General features: G+C 66.8%; 14 protein-coding genes. 6 read left to right on the top strand and 8 right to left on the bottom strand.

The features are described 5' to 3' along the window. Positions 1-60 precede the first annotated feature (60 nt). The gene (locus tag ACH438_RS13460) at positions 61-411 is read left to right on the top strand and encodes a hypothetical protein (protein ID WP_397004674.1); all 351 of its coding nucleotides are present in this window, start codon (positions 61-63) and stop codon (positions 409-411) included. A gap of 1 nt (position 412) precedes the next feature. Here the strand turns inward: ACH438_RS13460 and ACH438_RS13465 are convergent, their stop codons facing one another. Then, positions 413-1,747 (bottom strand): oxygenase MpaB family protein, encoded by a 1,335-nt coding sequence (locus ACH438_RS13465; RefSeq protein WP_397004676.1) that lies wholly within the window; start codon positions 1,745-1,747, stop codon positions 413-415. A 13-nt stretch (positions 1,748-1,760) separates the two neighbouring features. After that, positions 1,761-2,780: an oxygenase MpaB family protein gene (locus ACH438_RS13470; protein WP_397004678.1), complete on the bottom strand. Its 1,020-nt coding sequence runs from the start codon at positions 2,778-2,780 to the stop codon at positions 1,761-1,763. Positions 2,781-2,845: 65 nt separating this feature from the next. Between ACH438_RS13470 and ACH438_RS13475 the strand changes: the two genes are divergently transcribed. Next, positions 2,846-3,511 carry a TetR/AcrR family transcriptional regulator gene (locus tag ACH438_RS13475; RefSeq protein WP_397004680.1) on the top strand — a complete coding sequence of 222 codons (666 nt, stop codon included), beginning with the start codon at positions 2,846-2,848 and terminating at the stop codon, positions 3,509-3,511. A gap of 4 nt (positions 3,512-3,515) precedes the next feature. Here the strand turns inward: ACH438_RS13475 and hpnE are convergent, their stop codons facing one another. The 5 genes from hpnE to ligD form a co-directional block, all read right to left on the bottom strand. Continuing rightward, positions 3,516-4,889, bottom strand: a complete 1,374-nt coding sequence (gene hpnE, locus ACH438_RS13480; RefSeq protein WP_397004682.1) for a hydroxysqualene dehydroxylase HpnE — start codon at positions 4,887-4,889, stop codon at positions 3,516-3,518. Between the two features lie 114 nt (positions 4,890-5,003). After that, the gene (locus ACH438_RS13485; RefSeq protein WP_397004684.1) at positions 5,004-6,692 is read right to left on the bottom strand and encodes an LCP family protein; all 1,689 of its coding nucleotides are present in this window, start codon (positions 6,690-6,692) and stop codon (positions 5,004-5,006) included. A gap of 108 nt (positions 6,693-6,800) precedes the next feature. Continuing rightward, positions 6,801-8,201 carry an amino acid permease gene (locus tag ACH438_RS13490; protein ID WP_397004686.1) on the bottom strand — a complete coding sequence of 467 codons (1,401 nt, stop codon included), beginning with the start codon at positions 8,199-8,201 and terminating at the stop codon, positions 6,801-6,803. A gap of 145 nt (positions 8,202-8,346) precedes the next feature. Next, positions 8,347-8,886 (bottom strand): pyridoxamine 5'-phosphate oxidase family protein, encoded by a 540-nt coding sequence (locus ACH438_RS13495; protein WP_397004688.1) that lies wholly within the window; start codon positions 8,884-8,886, stop codon positions 8,347-8,349. Positions 8,887-8,906: 20 nt separating this feature from the next. After that, positions 8,907-9,878, bottom strand: coding sequence for a non-homologous end-joining DNA ligase (gene ligD / locus ACH438_RS13500; RefSeq protein ID WP_397004690.1), 972 nt, complete (start codon positions 9,876-9,878; stop codon positions 8,907-8,909). A gap of 148 nt (positions 9,879-10,026) precedes the next feature. Between ligD and ACH438_RS13505 the strand changes: the two genes are divergently transcribed. Next, positions 10,027-10,620 carry a TMEM175 family protein gene (locus tag ACH438_RS13505; RefSeq protein ID WP_397004692.1) on the top strand — a complete coding sequence of 198 codons (594 nt, stop codon included), beginning with the start codon at positions 10,027-10,029 and terminating at the stop codon, positions 10,618-10,620. 228 nt (positions 10,621-10,848) lie between these two features. Continuing rightward, entirely contained in the window at positions 10,849-10,995 is a 147-nt protein-coding gene (locus ACH438_RS13510) for a hypothetical protein (RefSeq protein ID WP_397004694.1), read from the top strand. On the opposite strand, the gene ACH438_RS13515 is transcribed toward ACH438_RS13510, so the two are convergent. Continuing rightward, positions 10,992-11,654 carry a pyridoxal 5'-phosphate synthase gene (locus tag ACH438_RS13515; RefSeq protein ID WP_397004696.1) on the bottom strand — a complete coding sequence of 221 codons (663 nt, stop codon included), beginning with the start codon at positions 11,652-11,654 and terminating at the stop codon, positions 10,992-10,994. The two genes, ACH438_RS13510 and ACH438_RS13515, sit on opposite strands and share 4 nt — an antisense overlap. Before the next feature lie 173 nt (positions 11,655-11,827). On the opposite strand from ACH438_RS13515, the gene ACH438_RS13520 reads away from it, so the two are divergent. Further along, on the top strand, positions 11,828-12,289 hold the full coding sequence (locus ACH438_RS13520; protein WP_397004698.1) for a hypothetical protein: 462 nt from the start codon (positions 11,828-11,830) through the stop codon (positions 12,287-12,289). 73 nt (positions 12,290-12,362) lie between these two features. After that, positions 12,363-13,280, top strand: coding sequence for a 2-hydroxyacid dehydrogenase (locus ACH438_RS13525; protein ID WP_397004700.1), 918 nt, complete (start codon positions 12,363-12,365; stop codon positions 13,278-13,280).

Here is a 13,280-nt window from a genome sequence, read left to right on the forward strand (position 1 = left end):
GGAAGTATCGGATCGGCCGGGTATCCGGCGCGGTGAACCGGCGGCGAGGAGGTGCGTGCGATGGTCGACGACGTCGAGAAGCGATGGAACGATCCGAAGACCTTCCGGCGGGCCGCCAGATACGTGGTGGGTGTGCTCATATTGGCCGCCATCGGCGCGGTGGCGTCCATCACCTGGGCGGCCTCGCGGCAGCAGTGCCTGAACGCCGGGATGTTGTGCGACGGCACCGCGCGAGCGGTGGTCGGGCTCGTCCCCGGCGTAACACTGCTGCTCGGCGGGATCGGAGCGTTCATCATGGCCTTCCGCGCCTGGCGCGTCCAGCAGAACTGGACCATCTGGCAGGGCGCGGGGTGGATCCTCTTCACGCTGATGGTGCTGTACCTGGCCATTGCCGGCGGCGCCGGGCAGTAGATCACACCGGGCAACCCGCGACCGAGGCGTCGTGCTGGTCGAACGGCGTGCCGCGGATGCCTACCCGGGCCGCCAGATAGCGGGCCACCCGAGTATTCCGATCCCACATGGGGTCGATGTGCCTCGCCCGTCGGATCATGCGCCCGCGCGCGCCGGGGAGGTGATCATCGATGGCGCGCAAGCGAACTTCCGTGGCGGCCGCGGCGCCGACCAGGGACGACCACGGCTCCAGGGGCACCACGCGCAAGGGTGTTTCCGCGAGCAGCGCGCGTACCAGCCGCGGACTGCTGTAATACGACAGAGCACCCAGAAGTGGTGCGGTAGCAGCGATCTGGAGTTTGCCTACCGGGGTGGAGGTGCTGAACTTCCGGGCCGCCGCGCCGGCCATGGTCGCCGTCCACTGCGGTGCGATACCCGCCGTTGCCACCATGTAGTCGGCCATCTCCATGCCCTCAGCGGCGGAGCGCGGGATCAATTCCTCCGCGACGCCGAAAACGTAGGCGATATAACCCCAATAGTGCATGACCGCATCGAGTTGCGCTGTGCTGCAGCGGCGTCCGTGCACATGATCGAAGCAGATGGGTGACAGGCCGAAGGTCACGGCCGCACCCATGGTGGTGGCGTTCGAGATCGGGTTGCCGTGCCGGGCGAAATGCTCTTCGCCCCAGGTGTTCCGGAGCATGGACCGCACCTGCGCGTGCATGAACCGCACCCGCACGGTATCGGCGAAGATCGGATTCCAGCGTTCCAGGGCCCGCGGGGCGGTGACACTCCGGAACCAGACCGAGGATTCGAGTCCACGCCGGTAGGGATCATTGACGAAGCGACCGGTCTGGCCGACCGCCGACGCGACCTCCGAACCGACGAAGGTGCCCATGAAATCCTGTACGCCCATGGCCATCTTCCCGGCCAGGGACACATTGATCCACAGTCGGCGGCCGTACTCCCACAGATCCGGGTCGTACCAGGCGGGCGGATCGTCCAGGCGCGCGAAGAGATTCACCAGTTCGGGCAGCGGTTCGTCCACGCTGTCGATGCCGTGTTCGAGGGCCCGGTTCAGCATGCGCCGGCCACCCGCCGAACCCATCCGCCGGAAGGCCGCGACGAGTTCGTCCATCGGTTCGTCGCCCTGCCACAGGTGGTCGGCCATCAGGCGGGTGCGGGGTGTGTCGACGGGTTCGCGCCGGACGTCGATCCAGGGGCCCAGCAGGGCTTTTCGCGGCTCGAACCAGAGTTCGGACGGCACCGCGCGGGGTGGTGGCGGGCGCAGCGGCAGGCCCGGGCGGTAGTAGTAGTCGTACGGATGCCTGCCGTCGGCGGGCGGGAGCTCGGTCATCGGTTGCATTGCTCTAGAACCCTGTCAGCTGGCGGAATGTGGTGAGCGAGTCCGCGCGGGCGGTGGCGTGGACCGGGCAGTAGTGCTTGGGGTCGTCGCGGAATTCCGGTGCCGGCCACAGCATTCGGGGCGCTTCGGGTGGGGGTAGTGCGGCGGGGCGTCTGCCCGTGAAGCGGCGGCGGGCGGCGCGGATGCGCGGGAAGGTGTATTTGACCTCGTCCGGGGTGAGCCGGTTCAGGGCCGAGAGGGTCTCGCACAGCCGGACGAACAGCCATTGGTCGCGGTCGGTCCAGGTGAAGCCCATGGTGCGGCGAATGGCCGGATCACACAGGCCGACGGTGACGAACTGGAAGAACCGCGCACCAACAGGGCGGATGCCGAACGCCCACAACGGTTCCGGAATGTGGCGCAGTACCGGGAACGGCGGCACCGGCACATGCTCGGCGAGCCGGTAGACGTCGCGGGCCGCCTTGGTCGGTTCGAGCGTGTCCCGGCACATGTCGCGCCAATAGCGCTGGAAGTCCGGCCAGCTGGCCGGGACCACCCGCATGCTCATGCCGTACAGCTCGTACCACTGGTAGTGCTCGCGCCAGAGTTGTTCGCGCTGGGCCGCGGTGAGCCCGCCCATGAACAGATCGGCCGCGCGCAGGGTCTGCACGAAGAACACCGCGTGCGCCCAGTAGAAGGTGCCGGGATCCAGCGCGTGGTAGCGGCGGCCCTGTGCGTCCACGCCCTTGATGGTGCGGTGGTAGCCGACGATTTCACGAGCCGTCCGCGCCGCGTGCTCGCCGTCGAAGACCACGCCGAAGATCGGGTACAGCGAGCGCAGGATGCGCTGGTAGAACTCGTCTTCGAGCCGGGAGTGGTATTCCACTCCCGCGCCGAGTCCGGGATGCATGTTCTGCACCATGCCGACGAACAAGCCGGTCGGCATGTAATACAGCGATCCGAAGATCTTCCACGTCAACGAGTCCGGTCCGAGCGGGACCGGTTCATGGCGGGGCTCGCGCGCCGTTGCGCCTTGTGACACCATGACCCCACGCTGACACGAATAAATACTCGCATTCAATTCGCATTCGGAATCGCGGTCGAAACGCCATGACATCGAAACCCCGGCCGTCGAAAACGACTCCCGCGCAGCGCCGCACGCCGCGGCAGGAACGGTCCCGCGCCATGGTCGCGCGCATCGTGGACGCCGGGCAGGAGGTGCTCATCGCGTACGGCTACGACGGAGCCTCCACCAATCGCATCGCGCAGACGGCGGGGATCAGCCCGGGGTCGCTGTATCAGTACTTTCCGGACAAGGACGCGATCGTCGCGGCGGTGATCGAACGCTATCTGACCGCGGTGACCGAGCGGGTCCGCGCTCATGTGGTGGAGAACCTGGCTGCACCGCCCGATACGGGTGTGCCGCAGGCCATCTCGGTGCTGCTGGATGCCCTCGGTGACCACCGTGAACTGCTACGAGCCGTCGTGGAGCAGACGCCGCGCCTGTCCGGCGGCAGCGCCACCATGCTCGCCTTCGAGCAGCAGATCGGGGAGCTGGCGCGGGTCGCGTTGAGCATGCGGCGGCGCTCGGTGCCCGCCGATGTGGATTTCGATGCGACCGCGTGGCTGCTGGTGCGGACGGTCGAGCATCTGACCGTCCGCTATCTGCTGGATCGGCCGCCGATCTCGCGGGAGCGGTTCCTGGCCGATATCACGCGGCTGGTGCTCAATTACTTCCGTGAGCCGATGCGAGCGGAACGCGAGCGAACAGACTGAGCGGTCAGTTCGATACCGATTGGGGTGCCGGAAGTCCCAGTAGCAGGTCCACGGCCCGGGCGGCGGACTGTGCCGCGCTCTCCATGGTGGCCGACCAGTCGGTACTGGTCCAATCACCGGCCAGCACCAGTGTCGGCACCGAGGTCTGCTGCGGCGGCCGCAACCCCTCCGTCCCGACCACCTGCGAGAAGGTGGCGCGCGGCATCGGAACCACCTGCGCGTGCACCACTTCCGCATCCTTGGCCTGTGGATAGTAGCGGCGCAGCAAGGCCATCTGCTCGTCCACCACCTCGTGATGCGGCTTGTGGATCTGCTCGTACGCACCGCTGGTGGTCAGGCAGTAGAGCCAGTTGTCGAGCGGATTGCGGCCGTGCATGCGCTGGCGGTCGAAAACCTCGTCGATCACTCCCCCGCCGCCGATCAGCGCCTCCATCGCCGCCCTGGTGCCGATCGGGCGATCCAGGTACAGGTTGGTGCTGACGATCGGGGTGAAGCCCAGTTTGTCTGCGGCGGCATAGATTTCGTCGTGCTCCGGCAGATCGTCGAGCAGGCCGGCTATGGACGAGTTCGGGACCGCGCACACCACGGCATCGGCGGGCACCACCTCACCGTCGACGAGTGTCACCCCGGTGACCGCACCGTTCTCGATGTGAATGTGCCGCGCCACCGCGCGATGCCGCACCTGCACGCCGTGCCGCTCGAAAACCCGCTCGGCGCCCGAGACGAAAAGGGTATCCAGATCGGTGGTGGGATAGCCGATGCTCACGGCCTCGCGATGCTTGATGCCCAAGCGGATCCCGGTCGCCAGCACATCCGCGAACGCCTTCGCCGAACCCTGCGACACGGGCTCGGCCGCGATGCCCAGCGCCAGCCAATCCCACAGTGCCTCACGGGCCTTGGCCGGCATGCCCAGGCGGGTGAACCATTGATCGGTGGTGAGCTCGGCGAGATCCGCGGGCTGATTCAGGCACTGCCAGCCCAGACGCATCGTGGCCACGGCGGCCCGCCCGCGATCGACGGGACTCATATCGGGATGCGCGCCCAGTAGCGAGCGCAGCGCGGGCAGACCCTTCGTTCCCATGACGGCGGTGCGCCCGCCCGGCCAGCGCAGGATGCCCCGATCGGGGAACTGCACATGCTGACGGGTACCCACACTGGTGAGATAGCGGAACAGGTTGTCGTAGCCGGTGGCTATCACATGCTGGCCGTTATCGGGCAGATCGTGCAGGGAGGGGACCTCGAGCGCGTGGGTGCGCCCGCCCAGCCGCCCCCGGCGTTCCAGCAGCGTGACCTGTTTACCGGCCTCGGCCAGCCACACCGCCGAGGCGAGGCCCGCCAGCCCGCCCCCGATGACTACGTACCGTCGCGGATCGTTCATGAGCCCTCCCGGAGCCAGAACCGTCCCAAGCAACGTAGCCCGGCGCGGGCCCGCCCGTCACCCGATTCCGGCGAATCAGGCTGCCGGGCATCGGGTTCCGGGGGCACCGCCGGGTCAGCGCACGCAGGGCACGCTGCTGGTGCCCATCTGCGACAGATCGGTGGCCTCGGGTGCGTTGTTGCCGGCCGCGGTCGCGGAGACCGGAGGCGGCGGCGGAGTGGTCGAGGTCGTCGGGGTGGTGCTGGTGCTGTCGGACTGGCCGGCGGTCAGGGTGGCGATCGCGCTGCTGCTGTCGGTCGCGTCCTTGCCGAGGGTCAGCTGCACCGTCGCCGAGTCCAGATCGGCCGACTTGGTTGCGGTGACGCCGAGTTGGCTCGCCAGCGCCGTCGCCGCCGGCTCCGCGCCGGAACCGTAGGCGATGGTGCTGTCGCTGCGCACCGAACCGGTGGTGGCCGAGCCGCGGGTGAATCCCCGGGCCGTCAAGGCGCTTTCGACATCGCCGGCCAGACCGTTGCTGCCCGAGCTGTTCACCACGTTCAGCACCACACCCGAGGCGCCGGGCACGGACGTGTCGGTGGTGGTCGGGGCGGCGGGGGTGGTCGAGGAGGCCGAGCCCGGGGGTGAAAGGATGTTCTTCACAATGGCCTTGATCTCGCTCGGGTCCACGATATTGATGGACTCCCCGAGATCGTCATTGCCGAAATCCTTGACCGGCAACGTGTACAGCGATATCCCCTTGCCCAGCATCGACGACGACAGCTGCGCGAGATTCAGCGGATCGAGCGCGCTGTCGATGGCGGTGTTCTGCTTGGCGATATCCAGCAGCGCACGCAATTTGCTCGGGCTGGTGAGGGTTCCGCTGTCCTGCAGCTGATGCATGAGCGAGACGATGAACGCCTGCTGCCGGCGGGTGCGGTCGAGATCGGTGAACAGCGGCTGGTCCGGGTCGCGGCGCTGCCGCACGAACGCCATGGCCTGTGAGGCGTCGATCTGCTGCTCGCCCTTCTTGAAATTGGCGCCCGAGTAGCTGTCCGAGGTGTCCTCATTGAGACATACGGTGATGGGCTGTACGGCCTGGGCGATCTGGAAGAACGCGGCGAGCGTCACCTCCACGAAGTGATCGACGGGCACATCGCCGAGAAACTTGCTGACCGTGTTCATCTCGGCCTTGCGGCCGGCGTCCCGCGACTTCTGATCCAGCTGCTGCGGATCCTTGACGCCGGAATTCTCCAGTTTGGTCTTGGCCTTGTCGTAGGCCAAACCGTAGGCCTGCTTGATCTTTCCCTTGCACGGCGACGAATCACAGGAGGCCGAATCGAGCGGCACATAGTCGTCACGCGGGATGGAGATGGCGGAGGCGGGCGAACCGTCGCCCGGAATATGCACCAGGATCAGCACATTCGCATTGAAACCGCCGACATCCTCGTCGCCGGCGTGAATGGCGTCATACATGTCCTGCGGGAGCGGATTGCCCTTTTCGTCGAGCCGCGAGTCCAGGCCCATGACCAGGATGTTCTGCGTCGCACCACTGGATTTCGGGCCGTCACTGGTCACATCGGAGGTGATGATGCCGTTGATCGCGTCATTGGTCTTCTTCCAGGCCACCCCGGTACCGACCAGGACCACCGCGGCGATCAGGGCGACCGCGGACCGTCCCGCTATCAGCGCACCGGCCGTCCGGCGGCGCGGCGGCGGCGCGGCGCGCGGGCGGCGGCGCGTGGGGCGACCGGCGGCCGGGCGCAGCGGGACCGTTTCCGGTTCATATGCCGAAGGTCTGCTCCGGCGGTCGCGCGCGTGGGTCATATGAACCGAATATAGGCCGATCGAGAACGAGGATGCCGCAATGCCATTCGCGCAATTGAGACATCGGCGGTCGCCGGTATCGGCGACCGCCGGCTGTCACGGCGAAAACTAGCTGGTCACGTGCCTACGTGACAGCAGCGGATAACCCGCGCACACCAGCACGCCCCATGCGACGCCCACCACAAGAGCGGTGCGGCCCCCATCGGTGAAGAACAGCAAGATCACGACCAGCACCAGGAAAGCCAGCGCCAGCACCGACGTCACCGGCGCGCCCGGCAGGCGGTAATCGCTGGCCGGCAGCACGCCCTGCCGCACCCGGGTGCGATAGATCAAGTGGCAGACCAGAATGACGCCCCACACGAAGATGATGCCCATGGTGGACACCGAGGTGACGTAGTTGAACGCCTTGTCCGGCGAGAAGTAGTTCACCGCCACACCGATCACCATGACCGCGGCCGACACCGCGATACCCGGCGCCGGCACCGAACGACGGCTCAGCCCGCCCAGCGCGGCCGGCGCCTCCGCGCGCTGCGACAGACTGCGCAGCATGCGACCGGTCGAGTAGATACCCGAGTTGCAGGACGAGAGCGCCGCGGTGAGCAGCACGAAGTTGATGATGCCCGCCGCACCCGGAATACCGATCTGCTGGAACACCTCCACGAACGGGCTGCGCCCGGCATGGAAGGTCCGCCAGCTCGACACCGACATGATGACCACGAGCGCGCCCACATAGAACAGGCCGATGCGGAACGGCAGCGTATTGATCGCCTTGCGCAGCGTCTTCTTCGGATCGCGGGCCTCACCCGCGGTGACGCCGACCAGTTCCACGCCGACATACGCGAACACCACGATCTGCAGGGCCAGCAGCGCCTGCCCGAAACCGTTGGGGAACACGCCGCCGTCGTTCCACAGGTTCGCGGGGGTCGGGTTGGTGGCGTGACCGAAGTGGAAGATCAGCACGCCGATACCGATCACGATCATGGCCACGATGGCGGTCACCTTGATGGCGGAGAACCAGAACTCGCCCTCACCGAACAAGCGCACCGACACCAGGTTCATGACGAACATGACGCCCAGCACCACCAGCGCGGTCACCCACTGCGGGATGTCGAACCAGTACTGCACGTACTTACCGGCCACGGTGATCTCGGCCATGCAGGTGGCCACCCACACCGCCCAATACGTCCAGCCCGTCGCGTAACCCGCGAAACGGCCCAGGAATTCGTTCGCGTACTCGGCGAAACTGCCGGTGACCGGACGGTAGGTGAGCAGTTCGCCCAGTGCCCGCATGATCACGAAAATGGCCAGGCCCGCGGCCAAGTAGCAGAGGATGAGCGCCGGGCCCGCCTGCTCGATGGCGCCACCCGCGCCGTAGAACAGGCCGGTGCCGATGGCGCCACCGATGGCGATCATCTGAATGGTGCGCGGCGACAGGCCGCGCGAGTATCCCTCGTCCGCATTCGCGGAATCCGGCGCGGTCGCCGATAGCTGCCCTTCGGAGGCTGTCATACAGTTCCCTTCACATGCCGTGCGGCTCACCGGGCCACGCCGTGGGATAGCACGGGACGCGGGAGCCGCGCCGAGCTAGCGAGCTGATTGCCGCGTGCTCGGTCCAACGGCGTGAAAGGCTACCGGAGAGTAGTTGGCGTCACACTCACCGGCGGTCGTCGATGGGTCGCGCCGCCGGATCCGGCCGGGCCGCGGGCGGATCATCGGCGCCCGCGCCGTCCTCGACGAGTTCGAGTCCGGTGACGATCTCGGTCTCGATCCGGATGACGTGATCCATGGGCAGATTGATCCACGGATCGAGCAGGGTCTCGTAGCGCTGCACCTGGTCCGGATCCACCACCACGCGCGCGACGCCGGTGACGATGACGCTCCAGCCGCGCCGGGTGTGCTCGTCGAAGTCGTCCGCCTCGTAGGCGACCACTTGCCCGTCACCTCGCAGCAGACTTGCGCCCAAATGCGCACGCACTACGATGGCGTCCTCTTCGACGATGTGGTTCACCGGCCTGATGATCGGAAGACCACGGCGCGAGTACACGATTCGGCCATATTGCGCGCCCGCCAGCCGTATCAAGGAGTCGGCAGCCGAGAGCTCGCGCAGCTTTCGTGCCCCATTGCCGCCCATAGTTCCGATTGTGGTCGATGCTTCCGAAATACGCCAATTGTGTTGCCGTAACACGCCGTTCATATACGGCGTCCAGAGCTCTCTCAGCGTATCGGAGGTACCTCGACCTGCGCCGGAACCTTGTCCGTGCGCAGGCCTTTCCAGGCCGGCATACGCAGGCGTTCGCCGGCGAACTCGCGATACTCGACATCACCGACCAGGATTGGTTCCACCCAGCGCCAACCCCCCGCAACAGATTCCGGCGGCGGCGGATCGAAAGGGCTTGTGGTGATCTCTATTTCGCCGAGGGTCTGCCGAATCACGCGGCGGGCGGCATGCGTGAAGCCGGTGCCGACATTGCCGATGAAAACGAAACGGCCGTCGGGGTCGTGTGCGCCGAGTACGAGCGAGCCGAAGGTGCGCTGAAAGGCTCCGGAGCCGGGAGTCCAGCCGGCCACCACCACTTCGGTATTCAGCCGGAGCGGGGTCTTGACCCAGGCGGGTGAGCGGCGGCCAGGGAGGTATACGGAATCTGTCCGCTTCGAGACGATTCCCTCCAAGCGGTGCTCATCGGCCACTTGCAGCAACTGGGCAGCATCCACATCGAGCCAGTGCGGCGGCGCCGACAGCGGTGCCTCCCAAGCCAATTCGGCCAGGCGTTCGCGGCGCACCAGGTAGGGCTCGGCCACGAGGCTGTGCCCGTCGATGGACAGGAGGTCGAAGGCGAACAGCTGGACCGGCACCTCGCTCATGAGTTGCTCTCCCGGCCGGACCACATGCATGCGGCGCTGCAACAACCCGAAGGCGGGCGCGCCGCCCGCGTCCTGGGCGATCACCTCGCCGTCCAAGGTCAGGGCCCGGCCGTTGCCGAGGCGTTCCAAGGCCGCCGTCAGCTCCGGATACGACCCGCTCACGTCGTTGGCATTGCGGCTGAACAGCTTGCACTCACCGCCGGCGCAGTCGGCGATCACGCGGACGCCGTCCCATTTCATCTCCCGCGCCCAGCCCGGCCCCTCCGGCGGCGCTCCCCCGACCGCCAGCATGGGCGCCGGTGCACGGCGGATGGATTCGGCCACGGCGGGCCGCTACCCGAACCAGCAATCGGACAATAGGGACATGATGGAAGTTTGCCGCTCAATTGCCCGACCGGGCTTGCGGCACGCCGCGGACCGCGGAGTCGTTATCCGTCAGCATCGGCTGCGGTTGTGCGCCAGACTCTGGGTCATGGATCGTGGCCGTACCGAGGCATTCAGCGACGGAGTTTTCGCCGTCGCCATCACCCTGCTCGTTCTCAATCTCCATGCCCCCGAGGGCGACCTGAAGCAGGGCCTGCTGCACATGTGGCCCGCCTACCTCGCGTACGTGGTCAGCTTCCTCACCGTCGGCATCATGTGGGTCAACCACCACGCCATGTTCCAGCACGTCACCCGCACCGACCGCACCCTGCAGCTGCTGAACCTGCTACTCCTCATGTCGGTGGTCCTGGTCCCCTTCCCCACCGACCTCCTCGGCGAACAACTCGCCCACCACCTGAAGGCCGGCGACACCATCACCGTCGCCTTCGTCTACGGCCTCGTCATGGACTTCATGGCCCTCGGCTTCAGCCTGGTCTGGTTCTACGCCCTCCTCAAACCCGGCATCATGCAAACCCGCATCCCCCGCGGCCAACTCCGCATAGCCACCTTCCGCTTCTCCATAGGCGCATTCTTCTACGTAGTAGGCACCGTCGTAGCTCTCTTCCAACCCCTGGTAAGCCTCATAATCTTCGGCCTACTCTCCCTCTACTACGCCTTCGAACACCTCCCGCGAGCGGAGTAATCGAACTTTTCCGGAATATTGCAGAAACGCGGTGGTGATCATGAAAACCTCGAGGGGACGGGTGGGGTGGGCGCTCGTTGTCGTGGTGCCAGTGGTGATGGGTGTCGCGGGGTGTGGCCGAACACCGATGCGTATGTGGCATTGCAGAATGCGATGCAGAAGCACGTCACGCAGGACGATCATCGGCCGGTGCGGTCCGTGACTTGTACGCCGCATATTCATGACACGATGCGGGAGGAGACCGCGCATCTGCGGTGTGTGGTGCAGTTCCAGGACGGGACCTCGTATACCGCCGATGCGGTTATTCAGAACGAGAACTCGGGTGGGGCGCACAATCTGCCGGATACCTACAGCTGGGACAAGCCGCCGGGCTAGGGCCACAGGCGGTTACGGGTCCATTTGCCGTCGACGAGTTCGTAGTGCACGCGCTTGTGACGGCGTTGGGGGTCGCCTTGCCAGAATTCGACCTCGGCGGGTTGGACGGCGTAAGAGATCCAATCGGGTGGGGCCAGGTGCGGGTCGGCTCGTAGTTCCAGGTCCGCTCGGGCGAGGGCCTCGTCCAGCTCGGCATCCGAGTCGAAAGGCTCACTCTGGCGGCGGGTCAGCGCCATCTGCCTCGAACCTGCTGGGCGGGCCAGGAAGTCGGCGGCGGCGAGTTCGCGGGAGTCGGCCGCTACCGGGCCGGAGACGCGGATCTGGCGGACCAGTTCCGGCCAGTAGAAGGTCAGTGACGCGACAGGACGGGCGGCGAGTTCGCGGCCCTTGCGGCTGCCGGCGTTCACGGCGAAATGCCAACCGGCGCTGTCGACATCCTTGAGGATCAGGACCCGGGCAGAAGGGCGGCCGCCGGTGTCCACCGTGGACAGGGTCATGGCGTGCGGTTCGACCACACCGGAATCGACCGCGGTGCGCAGCCAGCTGACGAAGAGCTCTACCGGATCGTCGGGGACATCGTGTGGATCGAACTCCGGCGCTCGGCCTTTCAATACCGGAAGCCCGCGCAGTAGCTCGCGTACACCGTCGATCGAATCCATTCGTCCCGCCCTTCATCCCCGAGTCGCGTTCCCGGCCTGAGCCGTCGACACCACCCTAGCGTTCGAAACCGCCCGGTCGGGTAGGGGTTTTGCCGCGAACAAGCGGCGGCGATTCTGCGGACAACTCGCCGTCCGCACGGTTTGAGGGATCATGGTGCGGGCATTGCCGAGGCATGTTCATCATCATCGGGCTCATCGTCCTCCTCGGCGCCGTGACCGTGGGGGTGGCCGGAGTGCAGGCAAACACCGGTAGCGACCATACGCTCGCACACGGATTCACGGTTTTCGACCACACCTACGGCGGGTCCACCGGCCTGCTCTTCGCCTACGGAATCCTGATCGGCGCGATCGGCACCTGCGGGCTGATCATCCTGCTCGCGGGCACCTGGACGACATCCCGCCGCGGGGTGGTCGCACGGCGGGAACTGCGGCACTCGCGGCGCGAAATGGCCGCGGCACGAAAGGAATTCGGCAAGGCGGCGCCCGCGCCGAAGCAACCGGCCACCCAACCGCCGAGACAGCCGGTCGTCCCCATGGCCGAGCAGTCCACCTCGAAACCCACCTGGTCCTTCAACAAGTTCCTGAACCGCTCCGGCCCAGCGCCGAAACCCGAAACGGCCGCCAAGGCCAAATAGGGCGGACAACGACGGGCCCGATCGCGAGGATCGCCCGTGACCGCCGCGAAGCACGTCCGCTAGCGTCGCATCCATGACGGTGACGGTGCTGGTTCCGGACGACTATGGCTTCGCGGCGGTCTCGCGGGTGGAAGGAGCGCGGCCACTGCGCTACACGCTCGGCGAAACGCTGCCCGAGGGCGCCGAGACGGCCGAGGTATTGGTGCCGGGATTCCTCGTGCCGAAGTCCGAGGCCGTGCGACTCGCTTCGAAACTGCCGGAGTTGAAGCTCGTACAGCTGCTGACCGCGGGGGCGGAGGCCTGGATCGGGAACACTCCTGAAGGGGTCCTGCTGTCCACCGCACGTAGGGCGCACGGCGCGAGCACCGCGGAGTGGGCGCTGACCGGATTGCTTGCGGTATATCGGGAATTCATCGAATTCTCGGTCGCGCAGCGCGAGCATCGATGGACACAGCATTCGACGGACACCTTGCACGGCAAGCGGATTCTGATCGTGGGCGCGGGCGACCTGGCGGTGGAGCTGCAACGCATGCTCGCGCCGTTCGAGACCGAGGTGACCGTGGTGGGCACGCACGCCCGCACCGGCGTACACGGCGTGGACGAACTGCCCGACCTGCTGCCGCAGGCGGACGCGGTGGTGCTCGTGGTGCCGGTGACCTCCGCGACCATCGGCATGGTGGACGCGGCCTTCCTCGCCCGCATGGCCGACGGTGCGATCCTGGTGAATGCCGCACGCGGCCCGGTCGTCCGGACCGATGCCCTGCTGGCCGAACTCCAGAGTGGGCGATTGCGTGCCATTCTCGACGTCACCGATCCCGAACCGCTGCCCGCCGGGCATCCACTGTGGGACGCGCCGGGCCTGCTGCTGACGCCGCATGTCGGCGGTAGCAGCAGGGGTAGTCAACAGCGGGCTTGGAAGGTCGCTGCGGCGGAGATCGCCCGTTACGTGACCGGCGAGCAGCCGCGCAATCTCGTGCATGGCGAATACTGA

It is taken from the genome of Nocardia sp. NPDC020380 (assembly GCF_044386975.1).
Classification (GTDB): Bacteria; Actinomycetota; Actinomycetes; order Mycobacteriales; family Mycobacteriaceae; genus Nocardia.

Coding starts and splice junctions, on each gene's coding strand:
- hpnE (WP_397004682.1), bottom strand. CDS start 4,889: ATGAACGATCCGCGACGGTACGTAGTCATCGGGGGCGGGCTGGCGGGC.
- ACH438_RS13515 (WP_397004696.1), bottom strand. CDS start 11,654: ATGGATTCGATCGACGGTGTACGCGAGCTACTGCGCGGGCTTCCGGTA.
- ACH438_RS13505 (WP_397004692.1), top strand. CDS start 10,027: ATGGATCGTGGCCGTACCGAGGCATTCAGCGACGGAGTTTTCGCCGTC.
- ACH438_RS13525 (WP_397004700.1), top strand. CDS start 12,363: ATGACGGTGACGGTGCTGGTTCCGGACGACTATGGCTTCGCGGCGGTC.
- ACH438_RS13510 (WP_397004694.1), top strand. CDS start 10,849: ATGCGGGAGGAGACCGCGCATCTGCGGTGTGTGGTGCAGTTCCAGGAC.
- ACH438_RS13490 (WP_397004686.1), bottom strand. CDS start 8,201: ATGACAGCCTCCGAAGGGCAGCTATCGGCGACCGCGCCGGATTCCGCG.
- ACH438_RS13465 (WP_397004676.1), bottom strand. CDS start 1,747: ATGACCGAGCTCCCGCCCGCCGACGGCAGGCATCCGTACGACTACTAC.
- ACH438_RS13495 (WP_397004688.1), bottom strand. CDS start 8,886: ATGAACGGCGTGTTACGGCAACACAATTGGCGTATTTCGGAAGCATCG.
- ACH438_RS13470 (WP_397004678.1), bottom strand. CDS start 2,780: ATGGTGTCACAAGGCGCAACGGCGCGCGAGCCCCGCCATGAACCGGTC.
- ACH438_RS13485 (WP_397004684.1), bottom strand. CDS start 6,692: ATGACCCACGCGCGCGACCGCCGGAGCAGACCTTCGGCATATGAACCG.
- ACH438_RS13460 (WP_397004674.1), top strand. CDS start 61: ATGGTCGACGACGTCGAGAAGCGATGGAACGATCCGAAGACCTTCCGG.
- ACH438_RS13520 (WP_397004698.1), top strand. CDS start 11,828: ATGTTCATCATCATCGGGCTCATCGTCCTCCTCGGCGCCGTGACCGTG.
- ACH438_RS13475 (WP_397004680.1), top strand. CDS start 2,846: ATGACATCGAAACCCCGGCCGTCGAAAACGACTCCCGCGCAGCGCCGC.